This window comes from Pauljensenia sp. UMB6358, from assembly GCF_030216865.1.
GTDB classification, from domain to species: Bacteria; Actinomycetota; Actinomycetes; order Actinomycetales; family Actinomycetaceae; genus Pauljensenia; species Pauljensenia turicensis_A.
Genome location: NZ_JASOMS010000004.1, coordinates 31,910 through 46,879 on the forward strand (window position 1 = coordinate 31,910; position 14,970 = coordinate 46,879).

Annotated in this window: 16 protein-coding genes, 1 tRNA gene and 1 pseudogene; 5 read left to right on the forward strand and 13 right to left on the reverse strand. The window is 62.6% G+C overall.

Going from position 1 to position 14,970, the window contains the following annotated elements; genetic code table 11:
* Nucleotides 1–3 precede the first annotated feature (3 nt).
* Genes QP381_RS04010 through QP381_RS04020 form a run of 4 tightly spaced genes read right to left on the reverse strand, consistent with a single transcriptional unit; the run spans nt 4 to nt 3,238 of the window.
* Nucleotides 4–216 (reverse strand): helix-turn-helix domain-containing protein, encoded by a 213-nt coding sequence (locus QP381_RS04010; protein ID WP_103632083.1) that lies wholly within the window; start codon nt 214–216, stop codon nt 4–6.
* A complete protein-coding gene (locus tag QP381_RS04015; RefSeq protein ID WP_103632082.1) occupies nt 216–1,898 on the reverse strand; it encodes a DUF2326 domain-containing protein in 1,683 nt (560 codons plus the stop codon). Before QP381_RS04015 ends, QP381_RS04010 begins: the two co-directional genes overlap by 1 nt.
* Nucleotides 1,888–2,115: an ABC-three component system middle component 7 gene (locus QP381_RS09670; RefSeq protein ID WP_103632081.1), complete on the reverse strand. Its 228-nt coding sequence runs from the start codon at nt 2,113–2,115 to the stop codon at nt 1,888–1,890. Before QP381_RS09670 ends, QP381_RS04015 begins: the two co-directional genes overlap by 11 nt.
* Nucleotides 2,099–3,238, reverse strand: coding sequence for an ABC-three component system protein (locus tag QP381_RS04020; RefSeq protein WP_103632080.1), 1,140 nt, complete (start codon nt 3,236–3,238; stop codon nt 2,099–2,101). The genes QP381_RS09670 and QP381_RS04020 overlap by 17 nt, the downstream gene beginning before the upstream one ends.
* A gap of 417 nt (nt 3,239–3,655) precedes the next feature.
* Between QP381_RS04020 and QP381_RS04025 the strand changes: the two genes are divergently transcribed.
* From QP381_RS04025 to QP381_RS04040, 4 genes and pseudogenes are all read left to right on the forward strand, one after another.
* The gene (locus QP381_RS04025) at nt 3,656–4,216 is read left to right on the forward strand and encodes an RNA polymerase sigma factor (RefSeq protein WP_285067894.1); all 561 of its coding nucleotides are present in this window, start codon (nt 3,656–3,658) and stop codon (nt 4,214–4,216) included.
* A gap of 168 nt (nt 4,217–4,384) precedes the next feature.
* The gene (locus QP381_RS04030; protein WP_285067896.1) at nt 4,385–4,525 is read left to right on the forward strand and encodes a hypothetical protein; all 141 of its coding nucleotides are present in this window, start codon (nt 4,385–4,387) and stop codon (nt 4,523–4,525) included.
* A complete protein-coding gene (locus QP381_RS04035; protein ID WP_219810889.1) occupies nt 4,522–4,914 on the forward strand; it encodes a hypothetical protein in 393 nt (130 codons plus the stop codon). Before QP381_RS04030 ends, QP381_RS04035 begins: the two co-directional genes overlap by 4 nt.
* Nucleotides 4,904–5,455, forward strand: a pseudogene (locus QP381_RS04040) (DUF2800 domain-containing protein); the annotation flags it as partial. The gene QP381_RS04035 and the pseudogene QP381_RS04040, both read left to right, overlap by 11 nt.
* 444 nt (nt 5,456–5,899) lie before the next feature.
* Here the strand turns inward: QP381_RS04040 and QP381_RS04045 are convergent.
* Complete coding sequence (locus QP381_RS04045) at nt 5,900–6,385, reverse strand: ABC transporter permease (protein ID WP_103632078.1); 486 nt, start codon at nt 6,383–6,385, stop codon at nt 5,900–5,902.
* 207 nt (nt 6,386–6,592) lie between these two features.
* Nucleotides 6,593–6,757, reverse strand: coding sequence for an IS3 family transposase (locus QP381_RS04050; protein WP_285067989.1), 165 nt, complete (start codon nt 6,755–6,757; stop codon nt 6,593–6,595).
* 163 nt (nt 6,758–6,920) lie between these two features.
* Between QP381_RS04050 and QP381_RS04055 the strand changes: the two genes are divergently transcribed.
* Nucleotides 6,921–6,994 (forward strand) — tRNA-Ile (locus tag QP381_RS04055).
* A gap of 408 nt (nt 6,995–7,402) precedes the next feature.
* On the opposite strand, the gene nhaC is transcribed toward QP381_RS04055, so the two are convergent.
* The 7 genes from nhaC to QP381_RS04090 form a co-directional block, all read right to left on the reverse strand.
* Nucleotides 7,403–8,866, reverse strand: coding sequence for a Na+/H+ antiporter NhaC (gene nhaC / locus QP381_RS04060; protein ID WP_103632077.1), 1,464 nt, complete (start codon nt 8,864–8,866; stop codon nt 7,403–7,405).
* A gap of 23 nt (nt 8,867–8,889) precedes the next feature.
* Nucleotides 8,890–10,077 (reverse strand): MalY/PatB family protein, encoded by a 1,188-nt coding sequence (locus QP381_RS04065; protein ID WP_103632076.1) that lies wholly within the window; start codon nt 10,075–10,077, stop codon nt 8,890–8,892.
* A complete protein-coding gene (locus QP381_RS04070; protein ID WP_285067900.1) occupies nt 10,077–10,745 on the reverse strand; it encodes a helix-turn-helix transcriptional regulator in 669 nt (222 codons plus the stop codon). Before QP381_RS04070 ends, QP381_RS04065 begins: the two co-directional genes overlap by 1 nt.
* Nucleotides 10,746–10,781: 36 nt before the next feature.
* Nucleotides 10,782–10,937: a hypothetical protein gene (locus QP381_RS04075; protein ID WP_285067902.1), complete on the reverse strand. Its 156-nt coding sequence runs from the start codon at nt 10,935–10,937 to the stop codon at nt 10,782–10,784.
* A 256-nt stretch (nt 10,938–11,193) separates the two neighbouring features.
* Complete coding sequence (locus QP381_RS04080; protein ID WP_285067904.1) at nt 11,194–12,564, reverse strand: GntP family transporter; 1,371 nt, start codon at nt 12,562–12,564, stop codon at nt 11,194–11,196.
* Between the two features lie 7 nt (nt 12,565–12,571).
* On the reverse strand, nt 12,572–13,453 hold the full coding sequence (locus tag QP381_RS04085) for an NAD(P)-dependent oxidoreductase (protein WP_285067906.1): 882 nt from the start codon (nt 13,451–13,453) through the stop codon (nt 12,572–12,574).
* A 68-nt stretch (nt 13,454–13,521) separates the two neighbouring features.
* Nucleotides 13,522–14,961 (reverse strand): four-carbon acid sugar kinase family protein, encoded by a 1,440-nt coding sequence (locus QP381_RS04090; RefSeq protein ID WP_285067907.1) that lies wholly within the window; start codon nt 14,959–14,961, stop codon nt 13,522–13,524.
* Nucleotides 14,962–14,970: the final 9 nt, after the last annotated feature.

Below are 14,970 nucleotides of genomic sequence, written 5' to 3' on the forward strand. Positions count from 1 at the left end.
AATCTAGGCTCCTTCGCCTTCAACAACCTCGACGATGTCAGCGATGTCGCAGTCGAGGGTCTCGCAGATACGCACGAGTACATCAGTTTGTACGTTGCCGCCTCGCCCGAGCTTCGCCATGGTCGATGGCGAGATTTTCGCCTTGGTCTGAAGCTGAGTCTTGTTCATGCCTTTGTCAATCAAGAGTTTCCAGAGCTTGTTGTAGCTGAGTCTCATCACTCGCCCCTCTCGTCCTTTGTGTTCCATGCCCACCCATACAGTGATGCCGTGCCCTCGCCAAGCTCGATGACCGTGTGGCTTTCAACCGTCGCTTGGGTTGCAGCGGTGTACGACAGGTGCTTGTCGAAGGCAACGAACACTTGCTTTCCGAATCTCTCACTCTCCACGTACAGCTGCATGATCTTTTCGACCGGCTCGTCTCCAATGTTCTTGATGATCGTTGAATCGTGGATGACTGCGGGCAGGTTCGTAAGTTGAAGCACTGACAGATCGAACAGAATGAGGTTCTTAGCTTTGGTGCCGTCGCCTTTGTCTCTTGGTGTGCCGAACTGGTAGGTCTGATTACCTTGGGTTCCCTCTTTCAGCTTGAACTCGGGAGGGTTCTGACTGTCACCGTAGATTGTCTTGTTGCCATCGGCCAATGCCTGATTGAGCTTCCCGGTCATTTCTCCCAAGAGCGCTGGTCGTCTGCTCGCGAGTTCTTCAGCCGCTTCCTTGACCTCTGTTTTGGCGGCCTGTGTCTTCTCGAAGGCGTCGATCTGAGCGGTGAGGCGTTGAATGGTCGCGTTATACCGACCGGCGTCAGCAAGCTCTCGGTCGTTGAGGTTCGAAGAAATGCTGATGGCGGCCATCTGGGTACGAACCTGATTGATCTGCCCATCCAGCACCTCGGCGATCTCGATGTAACGAGCCTGCTGTTCATCGAGCTGTCGGTCTAGTATTCCGGTCAGCTTGCGATGGAAGCCTTCTATCTGACGCAATGCCGCGATGTTCGCGTCAGGGAAGAACACGCCAAGTTGGTTGATTTCCTCGGTGTCGATTTCTGGGGTACCACGACGGGTTCGCTCCAGCACAGCAAGTTTTGCTGAGACGTCTTTGCGGTAGGTGACGAGCTGGCTAAGCTGAGCGTTGAGTTGCGAGCGCTCATCGGCCTTGGCCATGTCCTCGTCGAAAAGTCGCTGATCAGTTTGGGAGCGTAACTGTGCCAAGTTCTCCTGCGCCGTCGCCAATTCACGTTGCGCCGTCTTGTACTCCTTATCCGTGCGCAACTTGATGTAGTCACTTAGCCCGAGCCTCGCTGCCGCCTTGAGCGTATTTAGCTGTTCTTGCGCTACTGCGTGTCTTTCTTCGAGGGCTTTCAGAGGTTGGTAGACGTCGAAGAGTTTCTCGAGCGCCTTGATGCCATCTCTATCAGCTGACTCAGCGACGGCCTTGAGAGGTTTCAGGTAGTTGATCGCTCTGTCTTTGGTGATCCTGGAGAAGATCCCGAACGCGCCTCGCCATGACAGGTCGGGGTCGGTTAGCTCATAGTTGGATTTCAGGAACTCTCGAAAATCCTTCAGTGTGAGTTCTTCGCCCGCGTGTTGGTAGTCGCTGTCCGTGTACGTCTGAACGAAACCTGGGCGTGAAGTGTCACGGCTGAAGTGGCAGAGAGTGTTTTGGAAACGGAACGCGAAGTAGATGGTGTGGTGCCCAACAGCGAAGGGTTCCACGGCTTCTGACTTGATGAAATCATCGCCTCCAAAGGCGTAGTCAATGATGAGCAGGAGCGTCGATTTGCCAATGGAGTTCGCCGCGTTCTGGCTACCCCGGATGATGTTGAGTCCTGGGTTGAAGCGAATGCGGCGGCTGCGCCCGTCGTCATCGGAGAACTGCTCACAGTAGATCTCAGTCAACACGGTGAATCATCTCCGTTTCTTCATCGAGTTGTACTCGGTTGAGTGCAAAAAGCACTGTTAGTGCCTCGATGAATCGCTGGGGGTCGTCGCGCAAACTCGTACAGTTCGCTTGGAGATCAGTTACTGCGGTGCCATCAGGGCTTATCTGCGACAGGACTGGCGCGAGATCTGAGAGGGTGGATTCGGCAAAGGTGAAGAGCTTATTTGGTAGGCGCATCGAACACCTCGCAGATCTGAACGAAGTAGGAAACGAAGATAGCGCACGTACGTTGCCTCTTGTTCGTACGTTGTTGCACCCAGCTCGTCAGTTGGTCGAAGACTTGAGCTTGCGTGTTTCCGCCCTGTTGAAGTTCAAGGTATCGGCCACGCATATCGTTCGACAGAAGCTGGAAGTTCAGGTGATCTTGGTCGTCCAGGTTCTTCATCCGTGATTCGACTGTCGCGTAGTAGTTTGTCATCGCGTCACGGACTTCAAGGAGGAGTTCTACGTCCTGAGTGATCTTCGCATCTACATCAACGGGATCGTAGTTGCGGTTGATGTTCGCGTGGTCGAGATCATCGCTACTGAGGCGGCTGACCTCTTCCAAGAGAGCGGTGATCTCACTCTCGAGTCGTAGAGGAGCCATCGCTTTGAGGAACAGTTCTTCTTGTTTCACCAAGTTCTGTTTAACGTCCGCCATCTTGGTTTGTTCTTCTTGGCTTGCGTTCGCGCTGTAACTGGTCGCGCATTGTGGGCACATCACGACGAAATCGTTGAAACCGGGTTCCGGGCAGTTGGCATCTATGAGCACGAGTTCCGAGACTGCGGCGCGATCTGAACCGGACGGGACGCTCAGGTCACGTTGGCATGAAGCACATCCGCGCGCTTGGAGGTACAAAGAGCTGCGGTTCTTGGACTTGGCGGAAGCAAGCTGTACCGCACGCTCGGCGGCTTGAGGGGCGACGGCGATTTTGGCCTTGGAGATGAGGAAGTCTTGAGCGATCCGTGCGCATTCTGAGCCGAGGTCGTACAGGTCGATGCCAGTTATGCCGTGCTGGCCAAGGTTCGCAAGCACCTGCTCCTTTGCGGGTATTGGGTGCTCATCGATGGCGGAGATGAAGTTGTCGAGGTTGAGGCACTCATACATGGCATTCGCCAGTTTCTTCGTGAACGCTGTGTCTGAGGTGAAGATCTTGCGACGTGTCTCTTCCGTCGCGAGCGTTGACGGGTCAGCAGGCGTGTTCCACCTGTCTTCTGGGACGCTCGTCAACATCGAGATGACTTCGGCAACTTGCGCAGCACCGTTCGATCCCTTCCCCGTAATCGGTTGCAGACACTTCAGCAGGTCACAGAACTTCACTGACACATCCGATCTTGAAGTCTCCCGGTTTCTCCCTTGATGGTCTCCCTCGATCTCCCTGCGTGAGCAACCCCGAAAAATAGTCTGTTTCTCGACGGCTGACTCACTCGGCAACGAGTGGTAGACATTACGGATTATATGCCTACTGCTCGGCGTTCGGGGAGTAAAACTCCGCGAACGCAAAAGCGAGCGTGTTGGTTGTCCGGAGTAGCGGGCGGTGGCCACCGTCAACTGCTCCGTACGCCCTGGCGTAGCTAATCAGGGCTGTCTACGAATCAACCGGAGACATGTTCGAGTAGCTACGGCGGGTACCTGCAATAGGTGCTCGCCGTAGTGATTTCGAACGACTTCTCCAGATCCGTGCACAACTGAACACCGCTCGAACGGGTCTCCCTTCCTCAAGGAAGGGCCAGACCTTTGGCACCCAAGAACACCCGCAAACTCGTTATCCGTTACGAACGAACCCAGAACATCAAGGAAGTGGCACCTTGTCGGTACGAGACCGTCGAGGTCTCTGAAGACGAGATCGCGGTCTTTGTCGAGACCGACTATCAGCGCCGCCGCACCGCCTCCACAGACCCTGCGAGCGTGGAGCGCCGAGATGCCCAGGAGATCCTCATTGAGGAGATCAACAAGCCGGAATACAACCAGGCGAAGAAGCACCTCCGTCATACCCGACACAAGACAGTGGATGGCACCGAGCAGCAGACCTCGGTGGTCGATGGTGCGTTGACGTCGACAGGCTACCTCGCCGACCAGGAGCAGTCCTCGGAGGCTGACAACCTGATCGGCGTGCTCGCTATTCGCCAGGCGCTCGATGCTTTGCCTGCCCGTGACTGCGCACTGTTGCTTGACGTCGCGGTGGTCGGGTTGACGCAGAAAGAGGCCGCCGCGCGGTATGGGATCGCCCAGTCGCGGCTATCGGCCATTGTTGCGCGTTCGAAGAAGACGCTCAAAGAGCTTCTGGAGGAGGGGTGATATTCGGGCGGGGTTCGAAGCCCTCTAGGTGCCAGACGATACCGACTCGGTGCTGGCTCCCAGAGAAAGGCACGAGAACATGAATCACACTGTCACAGCCCACGTCACTAAGGGCGACGGGCGTTCGCCGTTGTCGGGGTGCGGCGTCTGCGTTTGCCGCGCAGGTGGATGCGCCGCATCTTTGGTGGCACCGACCGCGTCGTGGTACTGCTGCCGGGTAAAAGCGTCGACGAACTCCACATTGTTGAACGCGACGACCTCACCGACCTCGCCGAAGCTGTCGGCGTCATAGATGGGGGTGCGAAGTGATCCCCGTTCATATTGCGAACCAGATCATCGATGGCATCAACCAACTCAACCGTGGTCTTGTTGAAGCCGCGAAGTGGGTCGAGGCACAGGCCTACGAGGGCTTCGAGGACGAGTATGCACTCGTCGGCGACCGCCCCTCCATCCCAGTAGAAGCAGCACCATCAACCGATGCAAAGCCGTCAGTCCAAGGCGAGGCGAACTCGGTTCCTGCCGTCTCGCCGGTGTCGCTTGTCGAGGTGCGCACTGCTTTGTCCACTCTGTCGCAGGCTGGTAAGACCGCCGAAGTTCGGCGTCTGATTCAGGCGGCTGGTGCGGCGAAGCTCTCCGAGGTTGATCCTGGCAAGTACGCGTGGTTGTTGGAGCAGGCGCGGGGGCTGGCTGATGCCTGACCAGCACGCTCTGCTCTCGGCGTCGGGTGCGCATCGGTGGCTGAACTGCACGCCGTCGGCGGTGCTCGAATCCGGTGAACCCGGCTCCACGTCGGATGCTGCCGAGCAGGGCACCGCCGCACACGCCCTGGCGGAGTGGAAGCTCCGCCGCGCCCTCCACCGAGCACCGGGCTTCAAACCCGAATCGACCTGGATCGATGACGAGATGGAAACCTTCACTGACGACTACGTCGCCTTCGTCCAGGAGTACGTCTCGTTGGCGCGGGAGGCCTGTGGTGATACGCAGGTGCTCATCGAGCAGCGCCTCGACTTCTCCCACGTGGTGCCGGGCGGGTTCGGTACCGGGGATTGCGTGATCATCGCCGAACCCACCTTGCAGATCATCGATCTCAAATACGGGCAAGGCGTCCTCGTCGAGGCCCTGAACAATCCGCAGTTGATGCTCTATGCGCTGGGCGCTCTGCACGCGTTCGGGTCAATGTATGACATCGCCGAAGTGGCGGTGACGATCTTCCCGCCCAGGCGTTCGAACGTCTCCACCCGGACGATCATCACCGCCGACCCCTCCGGCTGCGCAACCTTCGCTTCTCGGTCGAGTCTGGCATCTTGTTCATCATCCCCTCTGGGCGCAGGCTGGCGTATGTGAAGCCGCGTCTGGGTGAGAACCGTTGGGACGGCACGTCAATCACCTACAGTGGTGTCACCACGGGCAGGAAGTGGGGTCGGTTGGAGACCTACGGAGGGAAACTCGTCGAGAACATCGTGCAAGCCACAGCTCGAGATCTGCTTGTCCACGCGATGGGGCTCGTCGCCCGTGCGGGGCATCGGATTGTCATGCATGTCCACGATGAGATTGTCATCGACGAACCCATCGGCTCCAGCTTCACCGTGACCCAGGCTGCCAATTCATGTGCGTTTTACCTGGTTGGGCTGCCGGCCTGCCCCTCGCTGCTGACGGGTATGAATGCTCTTATTACCGGAAGGATTAGAGCAGGGATAGGAGCCAGCCATCTAGGACGGCGACGAGGGTGAACAGGAGGGTTCCCCGGGCGAACGATGCCAGATGTTTACGTGGATTACGGTAAAGCTCGGGGTTGTTCTTCGTGCCGGTGAAACGTACTCGCTTGGAATGTCTCCACCAGAGAAGGTCAATCACCAGCAAATCGAACAGATTCAGCGCCTGCCCTAAAAACAGAACATTCAGAAAGTTGCCGGTAAAGCCTGCTTGTTTTACCGGCAAGCCCGCCAGGAAAAGAACCACGCTGAACACCGGAAGACTGGAAAGGAAAGAGAGCGCTGGGGAGGTTTTCTTTCCAGCGTTATCTGTAATCTCAGGCCTGCCGTGTACTGCGTCTTGTGCTTCGCTTGGGTAGGAGGACAAGCTCTGAGCATTCTTTACGTCCGTGCCAGTACCTAGGAAGCACGTCAGCCAAAACACTAGGCATAACACTATGGCTTCGACGTACAACATTCCCGCTCCTCCTAGTGTTTTGTGCTACAGCACGCAGGCTAAAAACCAATCACGCTGCTTTCCCGTTATCAGGCAACCCGCCAATGAAATATGACGACTTCTCGTCCACCCGTCCGGATTCGTCGGTACTCGGGGCGTATGTGCGAGGGCTCCAAAGCTCAGTGACCACAGACCTGAACTAGCCCCGAAAGTTGGACTGGTTTAATTCTAGGTGGTTAGGGTTTCAAGGGTCTGATTCCGATATTGCATTGGGGTCAGGCCCTTGAATCGTTTTTGAAGCCGGGTGTTGTTGTACCAGAAGATGTAATCATCTACGGCCCGGTAAAGCTCATCAACACTGACGTAAGGGAGCGTCCAGGGGCCAGCCGGAATCCGGCAGTGAACTGGTACGAGCGGAAGTGCGTGGCCTCGTGAATGAGAGAAACGCGGACTTCATCGCGAAACTCGTTCCCGGGCGAGGGATGCAAGTGAAAGCGCCGAGCCACGCGAGCGGGCGTGAACTGAAGGTGGCGTCTTGAGATGGTAGTCTTTGAAAGCCCCAATAGCTCAGTCGGTCAGAGCAACGGACTCATAATCCGTCGGTCGTCGGTTCAAGCCCGACTTGGGGCACTCCTCCAATAAGCTCACGCGCCTGACCCCGAAAGGGTCTGGCGCTTTGCTTTTTCAATGGCTTCAGCTGGAACAAGCACTTCGACAGGAACGTCCAAGAAGCCAGCTGTGCGCCACAGTGGAGTGGACCCTGCCCTTATCGGACCTACCAGCCTTACGCCCGCTGGCGACCCCTGTGTTCACAGGGCCTGACCAGGTGTCCTGACCAGGTGTAAGGATAGGTGACGGTCGCGGCGCCGTTGTGAACGGCCTCGAGGTAGTTCGTGCGGAACAGATCGACCGCCCTGCCATCAGCGTCGTTTCGACGCGAGAAGCCCAAACGCCGACGAGCGGGGCCCGAAACTGACGCTTCGGACCCCGCTCGATTTGCGCAACTCCTGTCTACGAGGAGTGGCGTGTGATGGAGGCTCAGGCCTCCTGGAGAGCTGCCTTCTCTTCCTCGCTCAGGCGCGCGATGCCGATGCCGGTCGCGCCCCACAGGAGGGCGAAGCCGATGGCGATCCAGTTGCACACCGCCCACGGCAGGTACGAGAGCGTCGCGACGCCGAGCGTGCCCGCCATGTAGGCGCCAGCAGACGTCCAGGGGAGGATCGGCTCCCACAGGGTCGCCGAGTCCTCGATCGTGCGCGAGAGGTTCTTCGGGTCGAGGCCGCGCTTCACGTACTCGCCGCGGAGCATCTCGCCCGGGATAAGGAGGGAGACCTGGCCGTTCGAGGTGATGCCGATCGTCGCGAGGCCCGTGACGATCGTCGCCGCGATGAGGCCGAAGGTCGAGCGCACCGGCTTGAGGAGCTTCGAGATGAGGACGTCGAGCGAACCGGAGACCGAGACGACGCCGGCGAAGGTGATCGCGCAGAAACAGATGAGCAGGACCGACATCATCGAGTTCATGCCGCCGCGGTTGAGGAGGCGCGTGACGTCCTCGATGACGGACGAGGCATCGAATCCGGCTTTCCCGACCATCTCGACGTCGAAGCCGTTGACGCCTGCGACGACCGTGTCCTTGAAGGAGATGCCCTGGAAGACCACGGCGTTGAACATCGCGACCGCGCTGGACACGAGGATCACGGGGATCGTCGGCTTCTTCCACATCGAACCGCCCAGGACGATGATCACCGGCAGCAGGAGCAGGAGGTTCCAGTTGAATGCCGAATCGAGGGTGCCGAGGATCGTGCCGACCTTCTCGGGGACCTGGCCGCCGGACAGGCCGAGGCCGAAGAGGAGATAGACGACGGCCGCCGTGAGGAAGGACGGAAGCGTCGTCCACAGGAGGTGGCGGATGTGCGTGAAGAGGTTGACGCCGGTCGCCATCGAGGCGATGTTCGTCGTGTCCGACAGGGGGGAGAGCTTGTCTCCGAAGTAGGCGCCCGACACGACTGCGCCGGCGACCATCGCGAGGTTCGCGTCCATGCCGACCGCGACGCCCATGAAGGCGACGCCGACCGTGCCAGCGGAGCCCCAGGAGGTGCCCGTGCACAGGGAGACGATCGCGGTGACGACGAGGGCGATCACGGCGAGGTACTGCGGGTCAATGATCTTCAGGCCGTAGTAGATGAGCATCGGGATCGTGCCGCCCGCCATCCACGTGCCGATGAGGAGGCCGACCGAGATGAGGATGAGGATCGCGGGCATCGTCTTCGCGATCTTCTCCGCGACCGAGTCCATGATCTCGTTCCATGAGTACCCGAGACGCCAGGCGACCAGGCCAGCGACGACAGCCGAGGCGATGAGGAGGGGCTCGACCGGGAGTTCAGCGAAGATGTAGCCACCTCCCAACAGGACGATCAGCGTGATGACCGGGACTGCAGCGAGGAGCAGGCTCGGAGTCCTGCGCTCGGCCTTCGCCGGGGCGGTGGGGGTTGTAGGAGACATCGTTGTCCTTTCGATGTGGATCGTCAGTTCCTCGTGAGCGCCCCGGCGAGCCGGGTGATCCCCTCGAGGAGTTCTTGACGGGGGAGTGCTGTGTTGATACGGAAGAATCGATCGTATGCGGGACCGAAATCGGGTCCCGGGCTGACCGTGACGGAGGCGGCGCGCTCGGCGCGCACGAGGTCGGCTTCGGAGCCGATGTACGCGGAGGCGTCGATCCACAGGAGATAGGTGCCGTCCGGGTCCGAAACCCTCGCCTCCGGCAGGAGGCGCGCGAGGAGGGACCTCGCGGCTTCGAGGTTGGCGTCGATCTCCTTCGCGAGGGCGTCGACCCACGCGTCGCCCTTCGTCCACGCGGCGATGGCCGCCGGGATGGCGAAGTAATTCGGGTTGTGCAGACCCATGCGCCTCTTCGCTGCCTCGAGCTCGGCGCCGAGGGGCCCGTGGACGCAGATCGCCGTCGCTTCGAGGCCCGCGATGTTGAAGGTCTTGCCGGGAGAGGCGCAGTGGACGATCCGTCCGCTCATCCACAGGTCCTTCGCGACGCGGGCGAGGGCCGAGTAGCGCTGCCCGCCGGGGCGCTCGAAGTCGCAGTGAATGTCGTCGGAGAGGACGAGGGCGCGGCATTCGCGCAGCAGCTCGGCGAGTCGGCGCTGCTCGTCGGCGCTCCAGATCCTGCCCGTCGGATTGTGGGGGTTCGTCCACAGCAGCAGGTCCGCGTCGGCGAGCGCCTCCTCGAGGGCCTCCCAGTCGATCGAGGCGGAGGCCGCGGTGTCGCGCATGGGCACGCGGACGAGATCGGTGCCCGCGCGTTCGCACACCTCGAGGAGGGGCGAGTAGGCCGGATCGAGCGTGACGACGCGGACCGGTCGATCGTCTCGCGGCAGGACGTGATCGACGAGGGCGGCGACGCACTGGACGACTCGGGGGAAGAAGTGGACGTCCTCGACCTCGCAGGACCATCCGTGGCGGCGGGTCATCCACGCGGTCGCGGCTTCGGCGAAGTCGTCGAAGACCTCGGTGTAGCCGTAGGCGCCGAGGGCGGCGGCGTCGGCGATCGCCTCTCGGACCTCGGGGCAGGAGACGAACTCCATGTCCGCGACGGACAGGGCGATCGCGTTCTCGCCGAGGTCCTTGGCGAGCAGATCCCATTTCGCCGAATGCGTGCCCCAGCGCGACAGGTGCCGGCTGAAGTCCTCGTCAGTAGTGGTCATCATTCCCCCTCGGTCTCGTTAAGGTAGTTGTAAATGGAGAATCGCGTGCAGTGGAGGGCTTCGGCGGCCATTTCCGCTGCATCCCGCAGGAGGAAGAAGCCCCTCGCTTTGAGGAGTCGGACGACCTCGACCTTGTGTTCTTTTCTCATCTCGTCGACGGGAACCCCCGACTCTGCAACGGCCCGTGAGAGGAGGAGCGTCGCGAGTTCGTCGACGTCTCTAACGAAGACTTCGGTCGTCGCCTGCTCCTCTTCGGCGGAAATTGGGAGCGAGAGGCCCGCGAGCGCGCCTGTGAGGGAATGAAGGATCTCCCAGCTGGAGATGTCGCGGTTGATGCACAGGGCGGCGACGGGCTGGTTGGTCGAGTCGCGGATGATGGCGGTTGTTGAGAGAAGCTCCTTACCGCTCGGAGACGTTGTCCGGTATCCGATGCTGGTGCGCAGATTTCCGGAGGCGACGGCGTCAAGGAGCTTGTCGGTCGCCGGATCGCCGATCGATCGACCGGTGACATCGCCGCCAATCGCGACGATTGAATTCGGGAGCCGAGTGAGATCGTGAACGATGATCTCGGCGGGTCCGACAAGTGTTGCTTTCATTGGTTCAACCAGCTGTTGAAGGGTGGAGATAATCTGATCGTGCTCGTTTAGCTTCGACGGTGAAGCAGTCATGCAGAACCTCCGGCTTTGACGCTTTAATCGTTTATCTTAGTGACTCAATAGGTTCGCGTCAACAAACTGTTGAAAAAATTGTGTCTGTGCTTCGTTGCCCGAATCGGTGATGTCCGGAGCGGCCTCCGGCTCGACGGCGACGGGGACGATGTCGCCGAGTCGGACGACTCTGACGGAGTACTCGACGGGCACCGCTGTGGGGGTCGTCTCGATGGCCTGGTCCTTCTCGGGCGCGGCCGCACCCTCGTGAGTCGTGTCGGTTACGATCCGCCTTGTTTCCCGGGACTCCCGGGCTCTCCCGGTCTCTGACGGGGATGGGTGGCAGTCGATCGCGCATGTCGAGGCGCGGAGCGCGCGCGGATAGTGTTCGAGCGACCGATCAGCCGTGGTCGCCTCCGATTGTACGGGGGCGACCACGGCTGACCGAGGGGGAGGGACGTCGAACGGATCACCCGACGAGGGCGAAGACTCCCCACGTGAGGAGGAAGCCCGTGAGGCCGAGGACCGTCGAGAGGAGCGTCCAGGTCTTGAGGCCGTCCTTGACGGACAGACCGAGGTACTTCGTGACGATCCAGAATCCGGAGTCATTGATGTGCGAGAGTCCCAGAGCGCCGAAGCCGATGGCGAGGGTGACGAGCATCGTCTGGAGGGGCGAGTACCCCGCATCGGCGATCGGCTGGGCGAGGAGGCCCGCGGTGGTGAGGATCGCGACGGTCGCCGAGCCCTGCGAGGCGCGGAGCGCGGCGCTGATGAGGAATCCCGCGAGGATCAACGGCATGCGCATCGCGACGAGCGAGGTCGACAGAGCATCGCCGATGCCCGAGGCAACGAGGACCGAGGCGAAGACGCCGCCCGCGCCGGTGACGAAGACGATGACGGCGACGTCCGGGAGCGCCGAGTCGAGGACGGAGCCACGCTTCTCGAGGTTCCACCCCTGGTGGTGCCCAACCGCGATGGACGCGACGATGACGGCGACGAGGAGGGCCACGAGGGAGGAGCCGATGAGGCCCATCCACTTCCGGGTGGGTCCGTCGTCGAGGAGCATGTTCGAGACGGTGCCGCCCATGATCTGCACGATCGGCAGGAGGATGAGCAGGACGACGAGCCTGGCGGGGATCGCCTTCCTGCCGACGGCGAGCGCACCCTCGAAGCCCGCGGAGCCGACGGAGCCGATGTGGGCGGAGGCGGGGGAGTCACCGAGCTCGTACTTCTCGACGTCGATGAGCTTCGCCGCGAAGTGGCCGATGAACGCGGTCGCTGCGCAGATCGGCAGGCCGACGAGGATCATCATGCCGGTGTCCGCGCCGGTGATGCCGGCGGCCGCGACGGGGCCGGGGTGGGGAGGCATAGCGACGTGCACGGTGAGGAGGACCCCTGCGACCGGAAGCCCGATCCTCATCGGGTTGATGCCCGCGATGCGCGCGAAGCCGAAGACGATCGGCGCGAGGATGATGAAGGCCACGTCGAAGAAGACGGGGATGCCGAGGACGAAGGCGGCGGCGACGACCGCGCCGATCACGCGCTTCGCGCCGAGCTTCTTCGTGAAGGCGAGCGCGAGGGCGTCCGCGCCCCCGGCGGTCTCGATGATCCGGCCGAGCATAGCGCCTAGGCCGACGACGATCATCACGGAGCCGAGGGTGTTGCCCATGCCCTTCTGGAGTGTGCCGACGACCTCCTCCGGCGCGATGCCGGTGACGAGGGCGGTGCCGAGCGACACGAGGAGCATCGCCACGAAGGCGGACATCTTCAGCTGGATGACGAGCAGGAGGAGGACGAGGATCGCGCCCACGGCGATCCCGAGGAGGATTCCGGTGCTCATGTGAACCTCACCTGGCGGAGACGACGCGGATGACGGTGGAGTCGTCGTCCCCGCCACGCCCCTGCGCATTGCCGAGGATGTAGAGCTGTTCGGTGGCGGCGGCCACGGGAACGGCGATGCCCGCGCGCTTCGCGGCGGAGGTGACGATCCCCATGTCCTTGACGAAGATATCGAGTCGCGAGCACACCTCGGGATCGGCGCCCTCCCAGGCTTCGATCGCGCGGGGCCCACGGTTGCCGAGCATGAAGGACTGGGCGGCGCCGGCCATGAGCGCGTCGAGGACCATCCTCTGATCGAGCCCGAGCTTCCCCGCGAGGGCGAGCGCCTCTCCGGCGGCGGCGATGTGGACGCCGCACAGGAGCTGGTTGACGGTCTTCATCGACTGCCCCTTGCCGGGGGCGTCGCCGACGAGGACGAGGGTTCCGGCCATCTCGTCGAGGACGGGCCTCGCAACTTCCCAGACCTGAGGGGTCGCGCCGCAGGTGACGAGGAGATCGCCCTCCCCGGCTCGGACGGGGCCGCCGGAGACGGGTGCGTCGACGAGGCCGATGCCCGTTTCGGCGAGGCGATCGGCCTCAGCCTCGACGGCTTCGGCGCCGACGGTGGAGGTGAGGATGATCGCGGCTCCGGGTCCGAGGACTGGGACGACGCCGGAGGGCCCGTGGAGGACCTCCTCGAGCTGGGCGGCGTTGCGCACGGCGATGAGGACGAAGTCCGCGCCGGAGGCGGCCGCGGGGGCGGAGTCGGCGACGGCGACGCCGCGCTGGGCGGCGAGGGCGCGGCGCTCCTCGAAGGGGTCGAATCCGGTGACCTCGAAGGTCTTGGCGAGATGGGAGGCCATGGGCAGTCCCATAGCTCCGAGACCGAGGACGGCGATTCGCTTTGACATGGGTGTTCTCTCCTTGAAGGTGGAGGCCGCGGACCTCGTCGTCCGCGGCCGGACGGGGGATGAAGGTGCTACTTCTCGAGCTTCTCGACGACGTCCGCGAGGGATTCGTCGGTGCCGACGTTGCCCGCGAAGACGATGTAGGGGACGCCCGCGGCGATCCCGTCGACGGAGGACCAGAGGGAGACGATGCCGGGGAGCATCGGTCCGATGACTCGGGCGCGCCGGATCTCGAGGCCCTTCGAGGCGACGTCGGAGGAGGTGATCCCGCCCTTCGCGACGACGAATCGGGGAGTGACCCGCTCGACGACGCCGTGAACGACGGCGACGATCGCCGCGGAGATCGCGCGCGCCTGGGCGAGGGCGGTGTCCGCATCGAATCCGGAGAGCATCGCGCGCGAGGTGCGCAGGATGATCGTGTTCGTCTCGAGGGCGGCGGCGGCCTTCTCCACGAGCTCGCGGATGTGCTCCTCTGCGCGGTCGCCGGTGATGATCCGCGCCGAATCGAGGATGAGCACCTCGGCCTCGGACCTCGCGGTGAGCCGGTCGAGCTGGCGGGCGGTGACGCCGACGTGCGAGCCGACGACGACGAGGCCGCCGGCGCTCGGGATCCTCCCGGAGCGCGACTGCGCGATCTCCTCGGAGGTGAGCGGCTCGTGGGCGACCTGCCCGATGCGCTCGCGGACGAAGGGCGGGCCGACGCGGTAGACGAAGCGCGAGCCGGCCTCCTCGGCGCGGATGAGGGCGAGGGCGAGGGCTCGCATGTCCGAGGCCTCGACGACGTCGACCGCGATGGGCTGCGAATCTCGGGCGCTCCTCAGGATCTCGACCGTCCGATCGGGGTCGGTGCGCAGGGTCTCGATGTCGATGAGGAGGACCTGCCCGGCCGGGGTGCGGCCGCCGGTCTTCTCCTCCACCCAGTCCGCGATCATCGAATGGGCGTACCCGAAGGTGTTGTCCTTCGCGAACTCGGACTCGGCGGCGGGGACGTAGCCCGCTTCGGCGGATCCGGCGTAGTGGATCCCGCGCAGGGTGATCCTCCCGGCCTCGGGGAAGGCGGGGACGAGGACGACCCCGTCGACTCCGCGTTCGCCGTTCTCCTCGAGGGCGGCGGCGATCGTGTCGGGCTCGAGGGGGAAGTGGCCGCGGAGCGTCGAGTCGGAGCGGGAGACGAAATCGACCTCGACGCCGAGGCGTTTCGCCGAGGCGAGGGCGGAGGCGACGACCTCGCGATTGACGCGCTCCGCGTCGGCGGGGGCGAGGGAGCGCGAGTTCGTCATCACGTAGACGGCGGGGGAGCCCGTCGCGAGGGCCCAGTCGAAGTCAGCCTCCTCCCATGCGGTGAGGACGGGCAGATCTGCGACGGACTGGGTGCCCGTCGGGTCGTCGTCGAGGACGACGAGGACGGGGCGCCGGGCGGCGGAGGCACGGGCGGCGTCGACGTCGGCGGGGGAGACGGGGGCGTGCGGGGGGAGCCCTGCGACGAGTTCGTCGCGGCTGATGAGCGGCATGACACTCCT